Raw genomic sequence first — 17636 nt, 5'->3', positions numbered from 1 at the left:
TCAGTCTTCCTTCAGGGATTCAATGATCCAGTTGTCGCCGCGGCGTACCAGTATCCGGTCGCAGCCAGCTTCGCGCCACGTGCCCTCATGACCCGGCAGGGCCAGCACCACGCGTTCTCCTGCTGCACGAAGGCGCAATGCCTCGGCATGCAAAGCATCGTCTTCCGGCCACGGAGCGAGAATCGCCCCACACGGCGCCTCATTCGGCGACAAGCGCGCCAATTCGCGTAAGTCCATGGAAAATCCGGTAGCAGGCCGGGCTCTTCCATAAGCACGGCCGAAATCGTCATAGCGCCCGCCCAACGCCACCGCACCGGCAGCGCCCGCGCAATAGGCGGCGAAGGCAACGCCGCTGTGATAGTGGTAACCACGCAAGTCCGCCAGATCGAAACTCAGGGGCAGGTCGGCAAGTGCATCGGCAAGACGCCGCAGGTCGGACAGGGCCGCAGTGATCTCGGGCAAGGCCGGCAGGATCTGTGCCGCGCTGTCCAGCACCCGCCGGTCTCCATAAAGTTCCGGGAGGGCCAGCAGCGCCGAACGGATGGGATCGGCAATGCCCGCTACCAGTTCGCGCACGGTCGGCACGTCCTTGCCCTGCAGCGCGCCAAACAGTTCCTCTTCGGCTTCCGGCGCAAGGCCGGCGTGCTTGGCCAGGGCGCGAAAGACCGCGACATGGCCGAGGTCGAAACGCGACGCGGCAAGCTTGCAAAGGCCAAGCGCCACGGCCAGCAAACGGATCGCCTCGATGTCCGCCTCCAGGCCGGCATGGCCGTAGAGTTCCGCACCGATCTGCAGCGGCTCGCGCGTGGCGTTGAAGCCGGCCGGCAGCGTATGCAGCGCGCTGCCGCAATAGCAAAGCCGCGTTACGCCCTTGCGATTGAGCAGGTGGGCATCGATGCGCGCAACCTGCGGCGTGATGTCGGCACGCACGCCCATGCTGCGACCGGAAAGCTGGTCGACCAGCTTGAACGTGCGCAAATCGAGATCGTGGCCACTGCCGGTCAGCAGCGATTCGACGTATTCAAGCAGCGGCGGAATGACGAACTCGTAGCCGTGACGGGCGAATTCGTCGAGCAGGCCGCGCCGCAGCGCCTCGATGCGCGCCGCATCGCGCGGCAGCACATCTTCAATCGCTTCGGGCAGCAGCCAGCGCGGATTTGTCATGACGGTCAACGGAAGACGGTAAGCAGGACAACACCCACGACCATTGACGACAGTCCGATGAAACGGACCTGTCCATCAGTGAGCTCGGTCACGCGACGGAAGGTTTCCCTCCATACGCGGGGTGCGAGAAAGGGCAGGAGGCCTTCGATCACCAGCATCAGGGCGAAAGCCAGCAGCAGCGTATTGACCATTTCAAACTGATACCAGCCCCGTCACTTGCCCTTGCCGCTGTTCTTCAGGTACTTGAAAAACTCGGAATTGGGTTCGATCACCATCACGTCGCTCTTGTTCTTGAAGCTGCCACGATAGGCCTCGAGGCTGCGATAGAAGGCATAGAACTCGGGGTTCTCTCCAAACGCGCGGCCGTATAGCGCGGCAGCCTTGGCGTCGCCCTCGCCCTTGATCTTCTGCGCATCGCGATAGGCCTCGGCCAGAATTACCTCGCGCTGACGATCGGCATTGGCCTTGATCTTCTCGGCTTCGGCGGCACCTTCGGAACGCAATTCGTTGGCCACGCGCTTGCGCTCGGTTTCCATGCGTCGATAAACGGACTCGGAGACTTCCGGCGGCAGGTCGACTCGCTTCAGCCGCACATCGACAATTTCAACGCCGATGTTGCGCATGTCCGCATCCGCCTTCTTCTTCACGACAACCATGATGTCGTCGCGCGCGCCGGACACCACGTCGTGCACCGTACGCCGGCCGAATTCTTCGCGCAATCCGGCATTGACGGTCTGTGCAAGGCGTGTTCTGGCCAGGGTTTCGTCGCCGCCGACCGAAACGTAGTACTGCTTGACGTCATGGATGCGCCATTTGACGAAGGAATCCACCAGCACCGGCTTCTTCTCGGCTGTCAGAAAACGCTCGGGTTCGGGCGTATCCATGGTCAGGATGCGCTTGTCGAAAATCCGCACGTTCTGGATCAGCGGCCACTTGAATGCCAGACCCGGCTCGGATATGACTTCCTTGATCTCGCCAAGCTGGAAGATGATCGCGAACTGGCGCTGATCGACCGTAAAGATCGTCATGGCAAACAGCGCCAGAAGTCCGAACAGGAATGATGCGACGAAAGACAAATGGCGCTGCATCAACGTTCTCCCCGCTCACGCGAGCCCAGGCTGCCGCGCGTACGCACATCACCCGGTGCGGTACGCTCGGTCTGTGGCGGTGCATCCGTTGCGGCGGCCGGCCCGGATATGACGCCACGCGGAACTACGGCAGCCTCCGCTGCCACCGGCGCTGCGGCAGTGGCTGCAGTTGCCTGCATCAGCTTGTCGAGCGGCAGATAAAGCAGGTTGCCCTGGCCCTTGGCGTCGATCATCACCTTGCTGGTGTTCGCGTAAACCTGCTGCACGGTTTCGAGATACATGCGGCTGCGCGTCACTTCCGGTGCCTTGCTGTATTCGGTGAGAATCTGCTTGAAGCGCGAGGCGTCACCTTCGGCAGTGACGATGATGCGCTGCCGGTAGCCGGTCGCCTCCTCCATCAGCCGCGAAGCCGCGCCGCGCGCCTTGGGAATCACGTCATTGGCGTAGGCCTGCCCTTCGTTCTTGTGCCGCTCGCGGTCCTGTCCCGCCTTGACGGCATCATCGAACGCCGCCTGCACCTGTTCCGGCGGCTGGGTGCTCTGCATGTTGACCGAACGGACCTGAATCCCGGTGTCGTAGCGATCGAGAATCTCCTGGATCAGCTTTTGCGTGTTCGCGGCGATCTGGTCGCGCCCTTCGTAAAGCACGAAGTCCATCTTGTTCTTGCCGACCACCTCGCGAATCGCGGTTTCCGCCGCCTGCATGACAGCATCATCGGGATGGCGGTTGTTGAACAGATAGGCCTTGGGATCCCTGAGCAGGTATTGCACCGCAAACTGCACCATGACGATGTTTTCGTCGTCGGTCAGCATCAGGGCCTCTTTCAAAACCTTGTTCTTGTCCGAACCGCGGTAGCCGACTTCGACCGTCCGCACCCCTGTCAGGTTGACGATTTCGTGGCTCTGGATCGGCCACGGCAGGCGCCAGCGCAGGCCGGGCTCGGTGGACTCCTTGAAGGCGCCGAACTGAAGCACGACGCCACGCTGCGAAGCGTCGACAATGTAGAAGCTGCTGCCCAGCCAGACAGCCGCCACCAGCATCATGACGACCCCGATGCCGCCACCGAACTGCCTGGGGCTGATCGACGGCATGCGATTGTCCCCGCCACCTCCGCCGCCGTCACCACCGCCGCCCCTGTTGCCCTTGTTGCCAAACAGGCCCGACAAGCGGCGATTGAAATCGCGCCAGAGTTCTTCGAGATCGGGAGGGCCTTGATTGCCACCACCGCGCTTGCCACCACCGGGCTGGTTGCCCCAGCCGTGGTCATTCAGGGACATCAGGATTCCAGCTATCACGTTTGTTTGGTTTGGGTAGTCGAGAAGGAAAAAACGTCAGGCAAATATCAGGCTGCAGCAGCGGGAATTTCGTCATGCCGACTCGCCACTTCGGCCAGAGCCTCACGCAGCAAGGATACCCCGGCCCCGGTGCGGGCGCTCAAGCGAACGCATGAAATGTTACCACAGTCATCACGCTCGATTCCGGGGCTGGCGGCGGTCAGGTCGACCTTGTTCCACACCAGGATTTGCGGCACATCGAGCGCCCCGATCTCTTCCAATACCGCACCCACCGCCGCCATCTGCTGGTCGCGATCGGCACTGGCCGAATCGACGACGTGCAGCAGCAGGTCGGCCTGGGCGGTTTCTTCCAGGGTCGCCTGGAAAGCCGCCACCAGAGCGTGCGGCAAGTCGCGGATGAAGCCGACGGTGTCCGACAGAACGATCGGCCCGGCGCCTTCGATGAACAGCCGACGCGACGTGGTATCGAGCGTGGCGAACAACTGGTCGGCGGCGTAGGCGCCGGCTCGGGTCAAGGCGTTGAACAGCGTGCTCTTCCCCGCGTTGGTGTAACCCACCAGCGAAATCGCCAGTACCTCGCCGCGGGTTCGCGCGCGCCGGCGCACTTCGCGCTGGCGTTCCAGTTGCTTCAGGCGGTCCTTGAGCAGCGAGACACGTTTTCCCAGCAGGCGGCGGTCGGTTTCAAGCTGTTTTTCACCGGGGCCGCGCAAGCCGATGCCGCCCTTCTGCCGCTCCAGGTGAGTCCAGCCGCGCACCAGCCGGGTGGCCAGATGCTGGAGTTGGGCGAGTTCGACCTGGAGCTTGCCTTCGTGGCTTTTCGCGCGCAGGGCGAAGATGTCCAGAATCAGGCTGCTGCGGTCGACCACGCGGCATTCCAGGGTGCGTTCGAGGTTGCGCTGCTGGCCGGGGGAAAGCTCGTGGTTGAAAATCACGACGTCGGCCTGGTGCAGCCCCACGGCATCGCCAATTTCGGCCACCTTGCCCTTGCCGGCAAACAGTGCGGGGTCGGGCCTTGCCCGCTTGCCAGAAATTACCGCCAGCGACCGTGCGCCGGCGCTGCCGACCAGCAGATTGAATTCCGACAATCGCTCGGCAAAGTCCCCTTCACCGAAATCAAGTTGCACCAGAACCGCATTCTCGCCACTGGCGGGACGCTCGAACATCAGCGCGATGCCCTCATGGCAATCGCCGACAACAGCCCGAAGCGGTCCCACCGGGGGATACCGTCCCCGGCGCAAGCGCACGAGGACATATCAATCGGCTTCGGCTTCCTGGGCGAAATTGACGGGGCGAGCGGGAACCACCGTCGAAATGGCGTGCTTGTACACCATCTGCGTCACCGTGTTCTTGAGCAGAACCACATACTGGTCGAAGGATTCGATCTGCCCCTGCAGCTTGATGCCATTGACCAGGTAGATGGAAACCGGAACGTGTTCACGACGCAGCGTGTTCAGAAACGGGTCTTGTAACATTTGCCCTTTATTACTCATGTTGGTGATCCTTTTATAGCTACTGGTTTTTTGAGTCAAATACTGTAATCGATTTTGGTTCGCCGTGCCACCAGCGCCGACTTTCACTTTTCGCGGCGGAGCTTCTGCTTTGCGGGGCGACCTTCACTGGCAAAGGGATTCGTGGTGGTCTTGTATTGAATGCGCAACGGCGTGCCTTGCAGCTTGAAGGCCTCAAGGAAATAGCGCTCCAGATAGCGGGTATACGACGCCGGAATGTGCTCCAGCGCATTGCCGTGGATCACGATGATCGGCGGATTGCTGCCGCCTTGGTGTGCATAGCGCAGCTTGGGACGGAAGGCCCCGTGGCGCGGCGGTGTCTGCTTTTCCACGGCGGCAATCAGCACCCGGGTGAGTTTCGGCGTCGACATCTTGGCCATCGCTGCGGCGTAAGCCTTGTCGACCGACGACAGGATGCCGGCGATGCCCTGCCCCTTCAAGGCCGAAACGTAATGGACGCGGGCAAAACCCAGGAAGTTCAGCTTGCGCGTGATGTCCAGCTTGATCTGCTCGCGGCGGTAGTCATCCACCGCATCCCATTTATTCACCGCAACCACCAGCGCGCGCCCGGCATCGATGATGAATCCGGCGATGTGCGCGTCCTGGTCGGATATTTCCTGGGTGGCATCGACCATCAACACCACGACATTGGCTTCCTCGACAGCCTGCAGGGTCTTGATCACCGAAAACTTTTCAATGGTCTCGAACACGCGGCCCTTGCGCCGCAACCCCGCGGTATCGATCAGGGTGTAGGCGCGGCCGTTGCGCTCGAAGGGAACCTCGATGGCATCGCGCGTGGTGCCCGGCATGTCGAAGGCGATCACGCGGTCTTCGCCGAGCAGGGTGTTGATCAGCGTGCTCTTGCCGACGTTGGGGCGGCCGGCGATGGCGACCCGGGGACCGGCCGACTCTTCGTCCGCCTCACTCTCATCGGGAAACGGCGCCAGCGCAAGCTCGACCAGTTCGCGCACGCCCTCGCCATGGGCGGAGGAAATCACGCAGGGAGCGCCGCAGCCAAGCTCGTAGAACTCCGCCGAGACCACCGCCCGATCCATGCCTTCGCCCTTGTTCGCCGCGAGCAGCAGCGGACGCCCGCTCCGGCGCAGGAGATCGGCAATCACCTTGTCCTGCGAGGTCAGACCGGTGCGCACGTCGACCACGAAAATCAGCACATCGGCTTCGGCGATGGCGGCCTCGGCCTGCAGCGCCATTTCCTTGACGATGCCTTCCTTGGCCTGCGGCTCGAAGCCGCCCGTATCGACGACCAGATAGGGCTTGTTTCCCAGGCGGCCATGACCGTAATGGCGATCCCGGGTGAGTCCCGGCTGATCGGCCACCAGCGCATCGCGCGAGCGCGTGAGGCGGTTGAACAGGGTCGATTTGCCGACATTCGGCCGGCCGACAATTACAAGGGTTGGTTTCATCCTAAGCCGGCATCGCCGGAATCCAATGCTTCATGTGCATGCCGAAACTAACGCGCTTCCAGCGCATGCAGTCCGCCGTTCGCAGTCTGTAGCAGCAGGCCGGCCCCAAAACGCACCGGCTCGGACCGCACGGCGCTGCCGTCGGTGTTGGCACGCGCGGCAAAGGCGCCGTCCTCGCGGCGCAACAAGTGCACCACGCCCTGGTAGTCCGCGACGGCGACGTGTCCGCCCAGTGCCAGGGGCCGCGAAAGACCGCGATTGGACAACTTGTCCTGCTTCCAGATACTGGCCCCGCTGCTGCGATCCAGCGCATGCACTGCACCCTTGTCGTCGGCGATATATACGTAGCGGTTGTCCACGTCGAGACCCGCGCTGGACGACATGTCGCGCGACCAGAGGGTATTGCCGCTGTTGGCATCAAAACAGGCGACCCGCCCCTGGAATGCCGCCGCACAGACGCTGCTGCCGATTACTACCGGCGAGCTGGTGACATCGGCGACACGCTCCAGTTCGGTCGCACCCCTGGGTAGCGCCACCGTCACTTCCCACACGGCCGCGCCGTTGTTGTTGGCGATGGCAACCAGCTTGCCGCCGGGAAATCCGGCGAGCGTGACTTTCCCCGCCGGCACCACGCCGACATTCGAGCGCAAGGACAGGGTTGGGGTACTGCGCTGATAGACCCAGCGCCGTTTGCCATCGGCTGCGTCAAAACCGAAGATGCGCGAATCGCCGGAGCGAACGATGACCAGTCCCTCCGCCACCGCCGGCGCAGCCAGAACTTCCGAGCTCACGCGCGCCTTCCAGATTTCGCGACCGCTTGCCGCGTCGAAGGCCAGCACTTCTCCCTTCGGCGTGCCGACCGCCACCAGCTTGCCGTCGCTGCCGACGCCGCCGGAAACCGTCTGGCCGGCGGCAATCCGCCAGACCTGACGCCCATCATCGAAACGGGCCAGCGTTCCATCGCGGGCAGCCGCGTACACGCTGCGATCCACCACGGCGGGTGAAAACGTAAACTCGCCCGCCCTGCCGACATTCGCCTGCCAGAGACTTTTCAGTTCCGCAGTCGGCTGGATGGTGGCAAGCTCCGCCGGCTTGATCTTGGGTGCGCTGGAGCTGAAAGGATTGAGCTTCTCGACCGTCGAGCAGGCACCCAGCATCAGTGCTGAAACCACAACCAGCAATGGCAACCGCATGATTTTCACTTGCCCGTTCCGAGCGCATCGCGCTTGGCCTGAAGCACTTCCTTGTAGCCGCTGCGCTGCCGGGTTTCATCGTCCTTGGCCAGGGCGTCGAACTTTGCCAATGCGCCATCGTAGGCATTGCGCGCTTCTTCGGTTTTTCCCTGGGCAGCAAAAATGTCGCCACGCAATTCCGCAAAGCGCGGCGCAAATGCGGCGGCCGGCTCGGTGGCAAGCTGTTTCATGGCCTCGTCGTAGGCCTTCTCGTCGAGCATCACCGCGGCCAGTCGCAGGCGCGCCAATTCGCGCAGCCCCGGATCCCTGGCGTTCTCCGCGGCCCATGCCAGTTGTGCCCGGGCGTTCTTCGCATCGCCCGTTTCGAGCTGCGCGCGCGCCGCCAGCATCGCACCCATGCCGGCATACGATGTGGAGGAATACTTGTCGATCAATTCGCCGGCCAGCTCGCGCGCCCGCTTGGCATCCCGCTGCATCGTCGCCGTTTGCAGCCCGGAGAACAGTGCCGACGCCTGCGCCGACTGCTGGCGCTGCCACCAGTTCCAGCCCTGCCATCCGGCCACCGCCAGCGCCACGACGACCAGGATACCGGTCACCAGATTGCCGTACATCTTCCACCAGGTCTTCAGCTCGTCGAGCTGTTCCTGTTCTTCGAGGTCATAGGTTGCCATTGTCGTCTTCCAGGGGGAAAAGAATATCGCCGAGATGATCGGCCAGTTCGTCGAAACTCACACGCACCTGTTCGGCCGGCTGATCGAAGCCGGAACGCAGGTGTTTTACGCTAACCTGATTTGCCGCCGTCTCGTCATCGCCGACTATCAGTGCAATCGGCGCGCCGGAAGCGTCGGCTTTTTTCATCTGTGATTTGAAGCTGCCTCCGCCGCAATGCAGGTGGATCGAAAATCCGGCGCTGCGCAGGGCTTCGGCGACGCGAAAGGCAAACCGGCCGGCGGCCTCACCCTGATGCACGAAGTAGGCATCGGGAACCGGGGCTTCGTGACGATGGCCCTGATCCTGCCACAACGCCAGCAGGCGCTCGATGCCCATGGCGAAACCGCAGGCTGGCGCAGGCTTGCCGCCGAGTTGCGCGACGAGGCCATCATAACGGCCGCCGGCGCACACCGTGCCCTGCGCGCCGAGTTGGTCTGTGACCCACTCGAACACCGTGAGGTTGTAATAGTCCAGCCCGCGCACCAGGCGCGGATTGATGCGATACGGAATCGCGGCATCCTTGAGCAGTTGCTGCACGCCCTCGAAATGCCTGATGGATTCCTCGCCAAGATAGTCGATCAGCTTTGGCGCCGCCTCGACCAGCGCCTGCATTGCGGGATTCTTGGTATCCAGGATGCGCAGGGGATTGCTGTGCAGCCGGCGCTGGGCATCGGCATCCAGTTGCTCATGGTGCTGTTCGAGATAGGCCAGCAAAGCGGCGCGATGGCGTGCCCGCTCCTCGCTCTGGCCGAGCGAATTGATTTCGAGGCGGATACCCTCAAGCCCGAGGTCATCCCACAACCGGGCGCACATCGCGATCTGTTCGGCATCGATGTCGGGGCCGGAAAAGCCCAGCGCTTCGACACCCACCTGATGAAACTGGCGATAGCGCCCCTTCTGCGGCCGCTCGTGGCGAAACATCGGTCCCATGTACCAGAGGCGCTTGGGCCCGTCGTAAAGCAGGTTGTGCTGCAGCACGGCGCGCACGCAGGACGCGGTGCCTTCCGGACGCAAGGTGAGGCTCTCGCCGTTCAGGGCATCCTCAAAGGAATACATTTCCTTTTCGACAATGTCGGTCACTTCGCCAATGGCGCGGGCAAACAGCGGCGTCGGTTCCACCATCGGCATGCGGATCGGACGGTAGCCGTAGGCGCCCAACCAGTCGCGCACGGACTCCTCGAACTGCTCCCAGAGTTCGGCTTCGACCGGCAGGATGTCATTCATGCCGCGGACGGCTTGCAATGTCTGGCTCATGTTTTGTCTATTTCGGCAGGCACGATGGTGCTGTGCCAATCGCGATCAGTGACTCGCTCTTTCCGGATACTTTCTCGAAACGTAGTCGTCAACGATCTGGCGGAATTCGGCGGATATGTTCTCGCCGCGCAGGGTGACGACGCGCTCGCCGTCGATATACACCGGCGCCACCGGCGCTTCGCCGGTGCCCGGCAGCGAGATGCCGATGCTGGCGTGTTTGCTTTCGCCGGGCCCGTTCACCACGCAGCCCATCACGGCCAGCGTCATGTTCTCGACGCCGACACGGGCAAGGCGCCATTCCGGCATGCGCTCGCGCACGTAGTTCTGGATGTCCTGCGCCAGTTCCTGGAATACCGTGCTGGTGGTGCGCCCGCAACCGGGGCATGCCGCCACCAGCGGCGTGAAGGCGCGCAGGCCCATGGTCTGCAGGATTTCCTGGGCAACGATCACCTCGCGCGTGCGGTCACCGTTCGGCTCGGGCGTCAGCGACACGCGTATCGTGTCGCCGATGCCTTCCTGCAGCAGCACGCTGAGCGCCGCGGTCGAGGCAACGATTCCCTTGCTGCCCATGCCCGCCTCGGTCAGTCCCAGATGCAGCGGATAGTCGCAGCGCGCCGCGAGTTCGCGATAAATCGCGATCAGGTCCTGCACGCCGGAAACCTTGCACGACAGCACGATGCGATCGCCACCAAGCCCGAACTGCTCAGCCTGCGCCGCCGACTCCAGAGCGGACGTCACCATCGCCTCGCGCATGATCTCGGTGGCATCCTTCGGTTCCGGACGCCTGGCGTTTTCGTCCATGATGCGAGCCAGCAGGGACTGATCGAGACTGCCCCAATTGACGCCGATGCGGATGGGCTTGTCGAACCTGCAGGCGATTTCGATCAATTGCGCGAACTGCTCGTCGCGCTTGGCGCCCTTGCCGACGTTGCCCGGATTGATGCGCAGCTTGGCCAGCGCCTCGGCGCAGGCCGGATGTTCCGCCAGAAGCTTGTGGCCGTTGAAATGGAAATCGCCGATCAGCGGCACGTCGACGTTCATCTGCGCCAGACGCTCGCGGATCTTCGGCACGGCGGCGGCGGCCTCGCGGGTATTCACCGTGATGCGCACCAGTTCCGATCCGGCGCGCGCCAGCTGCGCCACTTGCATCGCGGTGCCGAACACATCCTCGGTGTCGGTATTGGTCATCGACTGGATGACCACGGGGGATGCGGGCGCCGTACCGCCAACGCCGACTCCTGCCACCATGACGAGACGGCTTGCGCGCCGCGCCAGTTGAACTCGGGGCGACTCGCTCATTCGACGGTAAACCGGGCGACTTCTTCGCGGGTATGCGGCTTGAGATCGATGCTGCGCTCGCCCATGAACATGCGCACGCCGGACGCCCTGCCGACCCAGACCTGGAACGGCGCCTTGCCTTCCACATTCTGACGGGTGCCGGCGGGATATTCACCGACGAACACGACCTTCTGCGTCGCATCGCGAATTTCGATCCAGGAATGATCGTCGAACTCGACGCGCAACCCGGCAAACGGAGGCGGCGCGGATGCTGCGTTTTCGGCAACGGGAGCGCTTTCGGCCACCACTGCCGGCGCCGGTTGCACCACGGGAGCCACCACCGGAACCGCGACACTCCCCGACCTGACCGCGGCAGGACCGCCCGACATGCCGCGCAAAAAACTCGACAGTCCGCCGTCGGCCGGCAAAGTCGCAAGCCAGTACCCGCCCAGCGCCAGCAGCAGGGCCACACCTCCGGCGACAATGAACCTGGGCGGCACCCGCTCGACCAGCGTCGGCTGCTCGGCTTCGCCCATGTTGGTGGGCGGACGGACATCCGCCTCGGGAACCGGCACCGCCGGTTCAAGCTGCACCAGCAGAGGTGCCGCATCGAGCTTGAGAAACTTGGCATAGTTGCGCACCAGGCCACGCACCGCCGTGGAACCGGGCAGGCTCGCGTAATCGTCGCGCTCCAGCGCTTCGATCTGGCGTGCGCTGAAGCGGATCACCTGCACCACATCCGGAATCGACTGGCCACGCGCTTCCCGTGCCCGGCGCAGCACCGCTCCGGGTGTCTCCGATTCAGTCGGCGCGACAACCTCCGTCACCTCCGCCGGGACATCATCTGCCGACACGCCCTCAACGGCTTCCGTGTCGAGACTCTCGGTTGCTTGCGTTTCAGTCATATTGCCCCTGGATCAGCAGGCGTTGTTCCGGAGATCCCGGAAACCGGCGACGCAGTTGCGAGGCATAGCGTGCCTCGGCATCGCGATTGCCCAATTTGCGCTCGATGCGTAAAGCGAGCCAGATGACTTCCGCCGTCGGCTCCACCATTTTTTCGATATCCGTAGTCCACTGCCGCGCTTCTGAATGACGTCCCTGCCGATGGGCAATATCGGCCAGCCAGAACAATGCCTGGGTGTTGGTCGGCGACAAACGCAATGCCGTCATCAAGTACTCTTCGGCCGCCTTGTCGTCTTTCAGGCCTAACGAGCAGATTCCGGCGTTGGTGTATGGCTTGGTCGGCGTCGTATAGAGCGGATTCTTCGCTGCCGCCATGAAGTAGGCGATCGAATCCTTCTCGCGGCCGTTCTGGCAGAGGAACCAGCCGAAGTTGTTGCTGATTTCCGGATCGCCCGGAGCCAGACGCAGCGCCTTCTCGAAGTTTTCCTCCGCCAGCTTCGCTTCGTTGAGCACCATATGGGTCAGGCCCAGCAGGTTGTAGGCCGGCGCGTAATTCGGATCGACGGAGAGCGCAATGCGCGCTTCCTCGAGTGCTATCGCCGAACGGCCATCGAGCATGTACAGCGATCCCAGCTCGGTATGCACCTTGGCCCGCTGCTGCTCTTCGTTTGCCGCCGGTTGCGCGGAAACAGCCTGCTGGGCTCCTTTTCCCGAACCGCCCCCGGTTACGGTGCAGCCGGCCAGCAGGAACACCAATCCAATTGCGGCAATCGTCTTGTTCATGGGTGCAATGCGACTCCAGCAGAAGTAGAAGTGGCAGCCGATCCGGTGGCTGCACCCGTGGCACGGATCACGCGCCGCGACTTGTCCTGCACCTTTCCGGCCAGCTGTCCGCACGCGGCATCGATGTCGTCGCCGCGCGTCTTGCGTGTCGTGGTAACGATGCCGGCATTGATCAGGATCGATGCGAAGCGCCTGACGCGCTCGGCGGGCGAACGCTTGAAGCCGGAAGCGGGGAAGGGGTTGAAAGGAATCAGGTTGAACTTGCAGGGAACGTCGCGAACCAGATGCAACAGCGCGCGCGCATCCGCGTCGCTGTCGTTGACGCCGTCGAGCATCACGTACTCGAAGGTAATGAAATCGCGCGGCGCATGAACCAGATAACGCTGGCACGCCGCCATCAGCTCGGCCAGCGGATACTTGCGGTTGATCGGCACCAGCTTGTCGCGCAGGCCGTCGGTCGGCGCATGCAGGGAAACCGCCAGGGCCACCGGACAGGTCTCGGCCAGTCGGTCCATGGCCGGCACGATGCCCGAGGTCGATACCGTAACGCGCCGCCGCGACAAGCCGTAAGCGTTGTCATCCAGCATCAGGCGCAGCGCCGGCACCAGGTTGTCGAAGTTGGCCAGCGGCTCGCCCATGCCCATCAGCACGACATTGCTGATGACTCGCTCGCCGCAGTCGCCGCTCGTCGGCGCATAGCCCAGCGCGCGGTTGGCCTGCCACAGCTGGCCGATGATCTCGGCGGTGCTCAGGTTCCGGTTGAATCCCTGGCGGCCGGTGGAGCAGAACGCGCATTCCAGCGCGCAACCCGCCTGGGAGGAAATGCACAGCGTGCCGCGATCATCCTCGGGAATGAAGACGGTTTCCACCGCATTGCCGTTGCCGACATCGAACAGGAACTTGCGCGTGCCGTCGTCCGACAACTTGTCGCTGATAGTCGGCGCTGGCGATACGGCGGCCGTGGCGATCAGCTTGTCGCGCAACGACTTGGCGATGTCGGTCATCGCATTGAAATCGCTCTCCCCGAAATGATGCATCCAGCGCAGCACCTGGCGCGCGCGGAAAGGCTTTTCGCCCTGCTGCGCGAACCAGGCTGTCAGGCCTTCCGCATCAAAATCGAGGAGGTTTGTCGCCATCGACTCTTAGCGCGAATAGACGTTCAGCGCGGGGAAGAAATAGGCGATTTCAACGGCGGCGGTTTCCGCCGCGTCGGAACCATGCACGGCATTGGCATCGATGCTGTCGGCGAAATCGGCGCGGATGGTGCCCGCTTCGGCCTTTTTCGGATCGGTGGCGCCCATCAGGTCGCGATTCTTGGCAATTGCGCCTTCGCCTTCGAGTACCTGGACCATCACCGGGCCGGAAATCATGAACTCGACGAGATCCTTGAAGAAAGGACGAGCCTTATGCACCGCGTAGAAACCCTCCGCCTCCTGGCGCGAAAGATGAATCATGCGTGCGGCAACGATCTTGAGACCGTTGGTCTCGAAGCGGGAGTAAATCTTGCCAATCACGTTCTTTGCAACTGCATCGGGTTTGATGATCGACAGGGTGCGTTCGACAGCCATTACTTTCTCCAGAACAGGTTGAATTACAGGTAGCGATCAGACATCCCACCGGGGGATCCCGTCCACAACGAGCTGTTGCGGACATAAATAGCTAACTTGATATTTTAGCTCAGTTTCTTGGCTGGAGCCGGGCTTGCGCCGCTGTCACGAGCACAAAAAGAAAAGGCCCGGGATCACCGGGCCTTTGTTTCCGATACCAACATGCGCTACATCATGCCGAGATATTTCGGGAACCAGATCGACAAACCGGGCCAGTAGGTCACCACGCCGAGATAACAAAGCATTGCAAGCAGCCACGGCCAGACGGCGACCGTCAATTCCGTAATTCCCATCTTGGTGATGCCCGAGGCAACATAAAGGTTGAGGCCCACTGGGGGATGGCACATCCCGACTTCCATGTTCACCACCATGATGATGCCGAAGTGCACCGGATCGATCCCCAGCTTGATGGCCACCGGGAACAGGATCGGCGCAAATATGAGCACGATCGACGAAGGTTCCATGAAGTTGCCCGCCAGCAGCAGGATGATGTTGCACGCCAGTAGGAAGGTGATCATGCCCAGGCCATGGCCCAACATCCAGTCCGCCAGTGCCTGTGGAATGTTCTCGTTGGTCATGATGAAGGAGAACAGCACCGCATTGGTGATGATGTAGAGCAGCATCGCCGACATGTTGGCCGAGTTGAGCAGCACGCGCGGCACGTCCTTCATGCCGAGGTCCTTGTAGACGAAAACCGCCACAAAGAATGCATAGACCGCGCTCATGGCCGCTGCTTCGGTGGGGGTAAACATGCCGCTGTATATCCCGCCCATCACGATCACGATCAGCAACAAGCCCCACGCCGACTCGCGGAACGCCTTGAAACGCTCGGCAAAGCTTGCCTTGGGCAAGCGTGGATAGTCGAACTTTCTCGCGCGGTAGTAGGTTACTCCGCCCAGAACCAGTGCCAGACCAATGCCGGGTACCACACCCGCCATGAACAAGGCGCCAACGGAAGTATTGGTCGCCACCGAATACATGACCATCACGATCGAGGGCGGAATCAGGATGCCCAGCGCGCCGGACGTGGTGATGACACCGGCGCCGAACTTGTTGGGGAAGCCCGCCTTGACCATGGCCGGCAGCAGGATCGAGCCGATCGCCACCACCGTCGCTGGCGAAGAACCGGAAATCGCCGCAAACAAGGCGCAGGCAACCACACCGGACAAGCCGAGGCCGCCGTACCAATGCCCGACCATGGACGAGGCGAACCGGATCATGCGTTTCGCCACCCCGCCGTGGGTCAGGAAGTTTCCCGCGAGGATGAAGAACGGAATCGCCATGATCTCGAACTTCTCGATCCCGGTGAACAGCTTCAGGGCTACCGACTCCAGCGGTACGTGCGTGAACAAAAAGAGAAAGCTGAGAACGGTCAGGCCGAGCGAAATCGAAATCGGCATGCCCGTCAGCATCAGGGCCAGCAGCAACAGGAAGATTATGGCGGCATTCATTTCGGCTCGCCTCCAAGATCCGTCTTGCGGCGGTCTGGATCGACCGCGGTGTCCTGCCGGCGTCGGTTGTCGCCAATCATCGTGTGCTTGAGGTCGTGCATGTGCAGGTTGTCGTCCAGGGCATAGACATCGATGTCGACCTTCGGTGTCGCTTCCTCAAGGCCATCGACGTGGCCGTGGTCATGATGTGGCAACTCACCAGTCCTGATGAAGTTGGCCAGCACCTGCAGGAAACGAAAGCACATCAGGCTGGTGCCCAGGGGAATTGCCGAATAGACAATCCAGGTGGGCCATTCAAGATCCGGAGTCGTCGGACCCTCCGGAATATCGCCGAACGGCATGCCCGTCAGCTTCAGAAACGCGTAATGCGCGCCGTTGTCCCAGACAAAAAATGCCCCCAGCGTTCCAACGATTCCGGTGAAGGTCGCCCCGGCGAGCAGGCCGAAAATGATGAACTTGCTGCGGACCTTGTCGTCAAGCCGGTTGATCAGCACATCGACCCCGACGTGAATGCCGGTACGCACGCCGTAGGCCGCACCGAACTTGGCCATCCAGACGAACATGATGATGGTCAGCTCCTGTGCCCACCCCATATCGAGCGCCAGCAACCAATCTTGCAGACCGGGAATGCTCATTCCCGCGGCGTACCGATGGACTACCGCAACAAAAATGATCAGTGTCGCGGCGCCCATGAGGAAGGTGATTAACCATTCCTCAAGATGATCAAGATATTTCATGAACGGTATTCCCCCGTTTAGCGGTCTGTTCGCCGATCACAAGCACGACATGGGATGAAGCGCCGCCGATGCAGTCTCGCGTCGACGGCGTCCTGCGAAAAGACTTACAGCTTGGCCGGATCGAAGCCGGTCTCTTTGTAGATCGCCTGGATGGTTTCCTTGCCGATCCGGGATTCCATGTCCGTATGCGTCTTCACCAATGCCTTCTTGATCGCGGTGCGCTCGGCTGCGGTCGGCGAATAGACCTGGGTTTTTCCCGATGCCTTGATCTTTTCGAGCGCGCCATCGTTCTCTTCCTTGGCGATGCTGTTGGCGAAGACAGTTGCCTCCTTCATCGCCTGCTCCAGCTGACCGCGAACATCCCCCGGCAAACCATCCCAGAACTTCTTGTTGGTGATCACCGCATAGCCCAGGTAACCATGCTCGGTCAGAGTCATGTGCTTCTGTACCTCGTGCATTTTTTGCGTGTAGAGATTCGAGTGCGGGTTCTCGGTACCGTCAACCACGCCGGTCTGCAGTGCCTGATAAACCTCCGAGAAAGCCATGACCTGCGGCAAGGCGCCCAAGGAGCGCATCTGCGATTCAAGCACTTTTGACGACTGAATCCGCATCTTGAGACCCTTGAAGTCCGCAGGAGATTTCAGGGGTTTATTGGCGGAGAACGATTTGAATCCGTTGTCCCAGAATGCCAGCCCCTTGATGCCCTTGGGCTCCAGCTTGGCCAGGAGCGAAGCGCCGACCGGACCTTGCGTAATCTTGTGAAGCTCGGCGGTATTGTCAAAAATATACGGCAAATCGAACGCCTCGAATTCCTTGACGCCCAGCGGGCCAAATTTTGCCAGCGAGGGAGCCAGCATCTGCACGGCGCCCAATTGCAGGGCTTCCATCTCTTCCTTGTCCTTGTAAAGAGAGCTGTTGGCATAGACCTCTACCTTGACCTTGCCCTTGGTCAGTTCGGCGGCCTTCTTGGCAAAAAACTCCGATGCCTTGCCCTTGGGGGTATCTACCGCGACCACATGGCTGAACTTGATCACAATCGGCGCTTGCGCCATAGCGATCGCCGAAAAGGTCGCCGCCACCAGACCAGCGAATACGGTACGAATCTTCATTTTCATCCTCCTGTTTTTTGTGCAAAAAGCATCCAGTCCGCACCATGCGGTACTACACATTTTCCGCGGGCATCCCAAGCGTGGCTATTGTGGATTTCCGCAGACATCTTCCCAAAGCGATCAGGCACGCT

18 protein-coding genes are annotated in these 17636 nt (G+C 61.8%); all 18 read right to left on the bottom strand.

All coding sequences use genetic code 11. From position 1 onward, the window contains the following. The 18 genes from SUTH_RS05305 to SUTH_RS05220 all read right to left on the bottom strand — a co-directional run bounded on the left by SUTH_RS05305 (window position 1) and on the right by SUTH_RS05220 (window position 17505). On the bottom strand, window positions 1–1164 hold the full coding sequence (locus tag SUTH_RS05305; RefSeq protein WP_041097633.1) for an ATP phosphoribosyltransferase regulatory subunit: 1164 nt from the start codon (window positions 1162–1164) through the stop codon (window positions 1–3). A gap of 5 nt (window positions 1165–1169) precedes the next feature. Continuing rightward, the gene (locus SUTH_RS05300) at window positions 1170–1355 is read right to left on the bottom strand and encodes a DUF2065 domain-containing protein (protein WP_041097631.1); all 186 of its coding nucleotides are present in this window, start codon (window positions 1353–1355) and stop codon (window positions 1170–1172) included. Window positions 1356–1376: 21 nt separating this feature from the next. Then, complete coding sequence (hflC, locus tag SUTH_RS05295; protein WP_231851135.1) at window positions 1377–2192, bottom strand: protease modulator HflC; 816 nt, start codon at window positions 2190–2192, stop codon at window positions 1377–1379. A 59-nt stretch (window positions 2193–2251) separates the two neighbouring features. Then, the gene (gene hflK, locus SUTH_RS05290) at window positions 2252–3529 is read right to left on the bottom strand and encodes an FtsH protease activity modulator HflK (protein WP_041097627.1); all 1278 of its coding nucleotides are present in this window, start codon (window positions 3527–3529) and stop codon (window positions 2252–2254) included. Window positions 3530–3594: 65 nt separating this feature from the next. After that, window positions 3595–4710, bottom strand: coding sequence for a ribosome rescue GTPase HflX (gene hflX, locus SUTH_RS05285; RefSeq protein ID WP_041097625.1), 1116 nt, complete (start codon window positions 4708–4710; stop codon window positions 3595–3597). Between the two features lie 90 nt (window positions 4711–4800). After that, the gene (gene hfq / locus SUTH_RS05280) at window positions 4801–5037 is read right to left on the bottom strand and encodes an RNA chaperone Hfq (protein ID WP_041097623.1); all 237 of its coding nucleotides are present in this window, start codon (window positions 5035–5037) and stop codon (window positions 4801–4803) included. A gap of 83 nt (window positions 5038–5120) precedes the next feature. Next, window positions 5121–6479, bottom strand: a complete 1359-nt coding sequence (gene der, locus SUTH_RS05275; RefSeq protein WP_052473285.1) for a ribosome biogenesis GTPase Der — start codon at window positions 6477–6479, stop codon at window positions 5121–5123. 47 nt (window positions 6480–6526) lie between these two features. Then, window positions 6527–7672, bottom strand: a complete 1146-nt coding sequence (bamB, locus tag SUTH_RS05270) for an outer membrane protein assembly factor BamB (RefSeq protein ID WP_041097621.1) — start codon at window positions 7670–7672, stop codon at window positions 6527–6529. A gap of 5 nt (window positions 7673–7677) precedes the next feature. Continuing rightward, window positions 7678–8343, bottom strand: coding sequence for a YfgM family protein (locus SUTH_RS05265; RefSeq protein WP_041097619.1), 666 nt, complete (start codon window positions 8341–8343; stop codon window positions 7678–7680). Further along, the gene (gene hisS, locus SUTH_RS05260) at window positions 8330–9637 is read right to left on the bottom strand and encodes a histidine--tRNA ligase (protein WP_041097617.1); all 1308 of its coding nucleotides are present in this window, start codon (window positions 9635–9637) and stop codon (window positions 8330–8332) included. Before hisS ends, SUTH_RS05265 begins: the two co-directional genes overlap by 14 nt. 45 nt (window positions 9638–9682) lie before the next feature. Next, window positions 9683–10936 carry a flavodoxin-dependent (E)-4-hydroxy-3-methylbut-2-enyl-diphosphate synthase gene (ispG, locus tag SUTH_RS05255; RefSeq protein ID WP_041097616.1) on the bottom strand — a complete coding sequence of 418 codons (1254 nt, stop codon included), beginning with the start codon at window positions 10934–10936 and terminating at the stop codon, window positions 9683–9685. Beyond that, the gene (locus tag SUTH_RS05250) at window positions 10933–11820 is read right to left on the bottom strand and encodes a helix-turn-helix domain-containing protein (RefSeq protein WP_041097614.1); all 888 of its coding nucleotides are present in this window, start codon (window positions 11818–11820) and stop codon (window positions 10933–10935) included. The genes ispG and SUTH_RS05250 overlap by 4 nt, the downstream gene beginning before the upstream one ends. Continuing rightward, complete coding sequence (gene pilW / locus SUTH_RS05245; RefSeq protein WP_041097612.1) at window positions 11813–12601, bottom strand: type IV pilus biogenesis/stability protein PilW; 789 nt, start codon at window positions 12599–12601, stop codon at window positions 11813–11815. Before pilW ends, SUTH_RS05250 begins: the two co-directional genes overlap by 8 nt. Next, window positions 12598–13737, bottom strand: a complete 1140-nt coding sequence (rlmN, locus tag SUTH_RS05240) for a 23S rRNA (adenine(2503)-C(2))-methyltransferase RlmN (protein WP_052473283.1) — start codon at window positions 13735–13737, stop codon at window positions 12598–12600. Before rlmN ends, pilW begins: the two co-directional genes overlap by 4 nt. Before the next feature lie 6 nt (window positions 13738–13743). Continuing rightward, entirely contained in the window at window positions 13744–14169 is a 426-nt protein-coding gene (gene ndk, locus SUTH_RS05235) for a nucleoside-diphosphate kinase (protein ID WP_041097610.1), read from the bottom strand. 206 nt (window positions 14170–14375) lie between these two features. Then, window positions 14376–15659 carry a TRAP transporter large permease gene (locus SUTH_RS05230; RefSeq protein ID WP_041097608.1) on the bottom strand — a complete coding sequence of 428 codons (1284 nt, stop codon included), beginning with the start codon at window positions 15657–15659 and terminating at the stop codon, window positions 14376–14378. Then, window positions 15656–16396 carry a TRAP transporter small permease gene (locus tag SUTH_RS05225; RefSeq protein ID WP_041097606.1) on the bottom strand — a complete coding sequence of 247 codons (741 nt, stop codon included), beginning with the start codon at window positions 16394–16396 and terminating at the stop codon, window positions 15656–15658. Before SUTH_RS05225 ends, SUTH_RS05230 begins: the two co-directional genes overlap by 4 nt. A gap of 104 nt (window positions 16397–16500) precedes the next feature. Further along, window positions 16501–17505: a TRAP transporter substrate-binding protein gene (locus tag SUTH_RS05220; RefSeq protein ID WP_041101743.1), complete on the bottom strand. Its 1005-nt coding sequence runs from the start codon at window positions 17503–17505 to the stop codon at window positions 16501–16503. Between the last annotated feature and the right edge of the window lie 131 nt (window positions 17506–17636).

The organism is Sulfuritalea hydrogenivorans sk43H (genome assembly GCF_000828635.1).
GTDB lineage: Bacteria > Pseudomonadota > Gammaproteobacteria > Burkholderiales > Rhodocyclaceae > Sulfuritalea > Sulfuritalea hydrogenivorans.
This window is presented reverse-complemented; position numbering and strand designations above follow the sequence as displayed.

What these genes read in the sequence shown, in the direction of transcription:
- hflK (WP_041097627.1), bottom strand. Translation starts at nt 3,529, where the DNA reads ATGTCCCTGAATGACCACGGCTGGGGCAACCAGCCCGGTGGTGGCAAG.
- hfq (WP_041097623.1), bottom strand. Translation starts at nt 5,037, where the DNA reads ATGAGTAATAAAGGGCAAATGTTACAAGACCCGTTTCTGAACACGCTG.
- SUTH_RS05300 (WP_041097631.1), bottom strand. Translation starts at nt 1,355, where the DNA reads ATGGTCAATACGCTGCTGCTGGCTTTCGCCCTGATGCTGGTGATCGAA.
- SUTH_RS05230 (WP_041097608.1), bottom strand. Translation starts at nt 15,659, where the DNA reads ATGAATGCCGCCATAATCTTCCTGTTGCTGCTGGCCCTGATGCTGACG.
- hisS (WP_041097617.1), bottom strand. Translation starts at nt 9,637, where the DNA reads ATGAGCCAGACATTGCAAGCCGTCCGCGGCATGAATGACATCCTGCCG.
- rlmN (WP_052473283.1), bottom strand. Translation starts at nt 13,737, where the DNA reads ATGGCGACAAACCTCCTCGATTTTGATGCGGAAGGCCTGACAGCCTGG.
- ndk (WP_041097610.1), bottom strand. Translation starts at nt 14,169, where the DNA reads ATGGCTGTCGAACGCACCCTGTCGATCATCAAACCCGATGCAGTTGCA.
- hflX (WP_041097625.1), bottom strand. Translation starts at nt 4,710, where the DNA reads ATGTTCGAGCGTCCCGCCAGTGGCGAGAATGCGGTTCTGGTGCAACTT.
- hflC (WP_231851135.1), bottom strand. Translation starts at nt 2,192, where the DNA reads ATGACGATCTTTACGGTCGATCAGCGCCAGTTCGCGATCATCTTCCAG.
- SUTH_RS05305 (WP_041097633.1), bottom strand. Translation starts at nt 1,164, where the DNA reads ATGACAAATCCGCGCTGGCTGCTGCCCGAAGCGATTGAAGATGTGCTG.
- pilW (WP_041097612.1), bottom strand. Translation starts at nt 12,601, where the DNA reads ATGAACAAGACGATTGCCGCAATTGGATTGGTGTTCCTGCTGGCCGGC.
- bamB (WP_041097621.1), bottom strand. Translation starts at nt 7,672, where the DNA reads ATGCGGTTGCCATTGCTGGTTGTGGTTTCAGCACTGATGCTGGGTGCC.
- SUTH_RS05250 (WP_041097614.1), bottom strand. Translation starts at nt 11,820, where the DNA reads ATGACTGAAACGCAAGCAACCGAGAGTCTCGACACGGAAGCCGTTGAG.
- der (WP_052473285.1), bottom strand. Translation starts at nt 6,479, where the DNA reads ATGAAACCAACCCTTGTAATTGTCGGCCGGCCGAATGTCGGCAAATCG.
- SUTH_RS05225 (WP_041097606.1), bottom strand. Translation starts at nt 16,396, where the DNA reads ATGAAATATCTTGATCATCTTGAGGAATGGTTAATCACCTTCCTCATG.
- SUTH_RS05220 (WP_041101743.1), bottom strand. Translation starts at nt 17,505, where the DNA reads ATGAAGATTCGTACCGTATTCGCTGGTCTGGTGGCGGCGACCTTTTCG.
- ispG (WP_041097616.1), bottom strand. Translation starts at nt 10,936, where the DNA reads ATGAGCGAGTCGCCCCGAGTTCAACTGGCGCGGCGCGCAAGCCGTCTC.
- SUTH_RS05265 (WP_041097619.1), bottom strand. Translation starts at nt 8,343, where the DNA reads ATGGCAACCTATGACCTCGAAGAACAGGAACAGCTCGACGAGCTGAAG.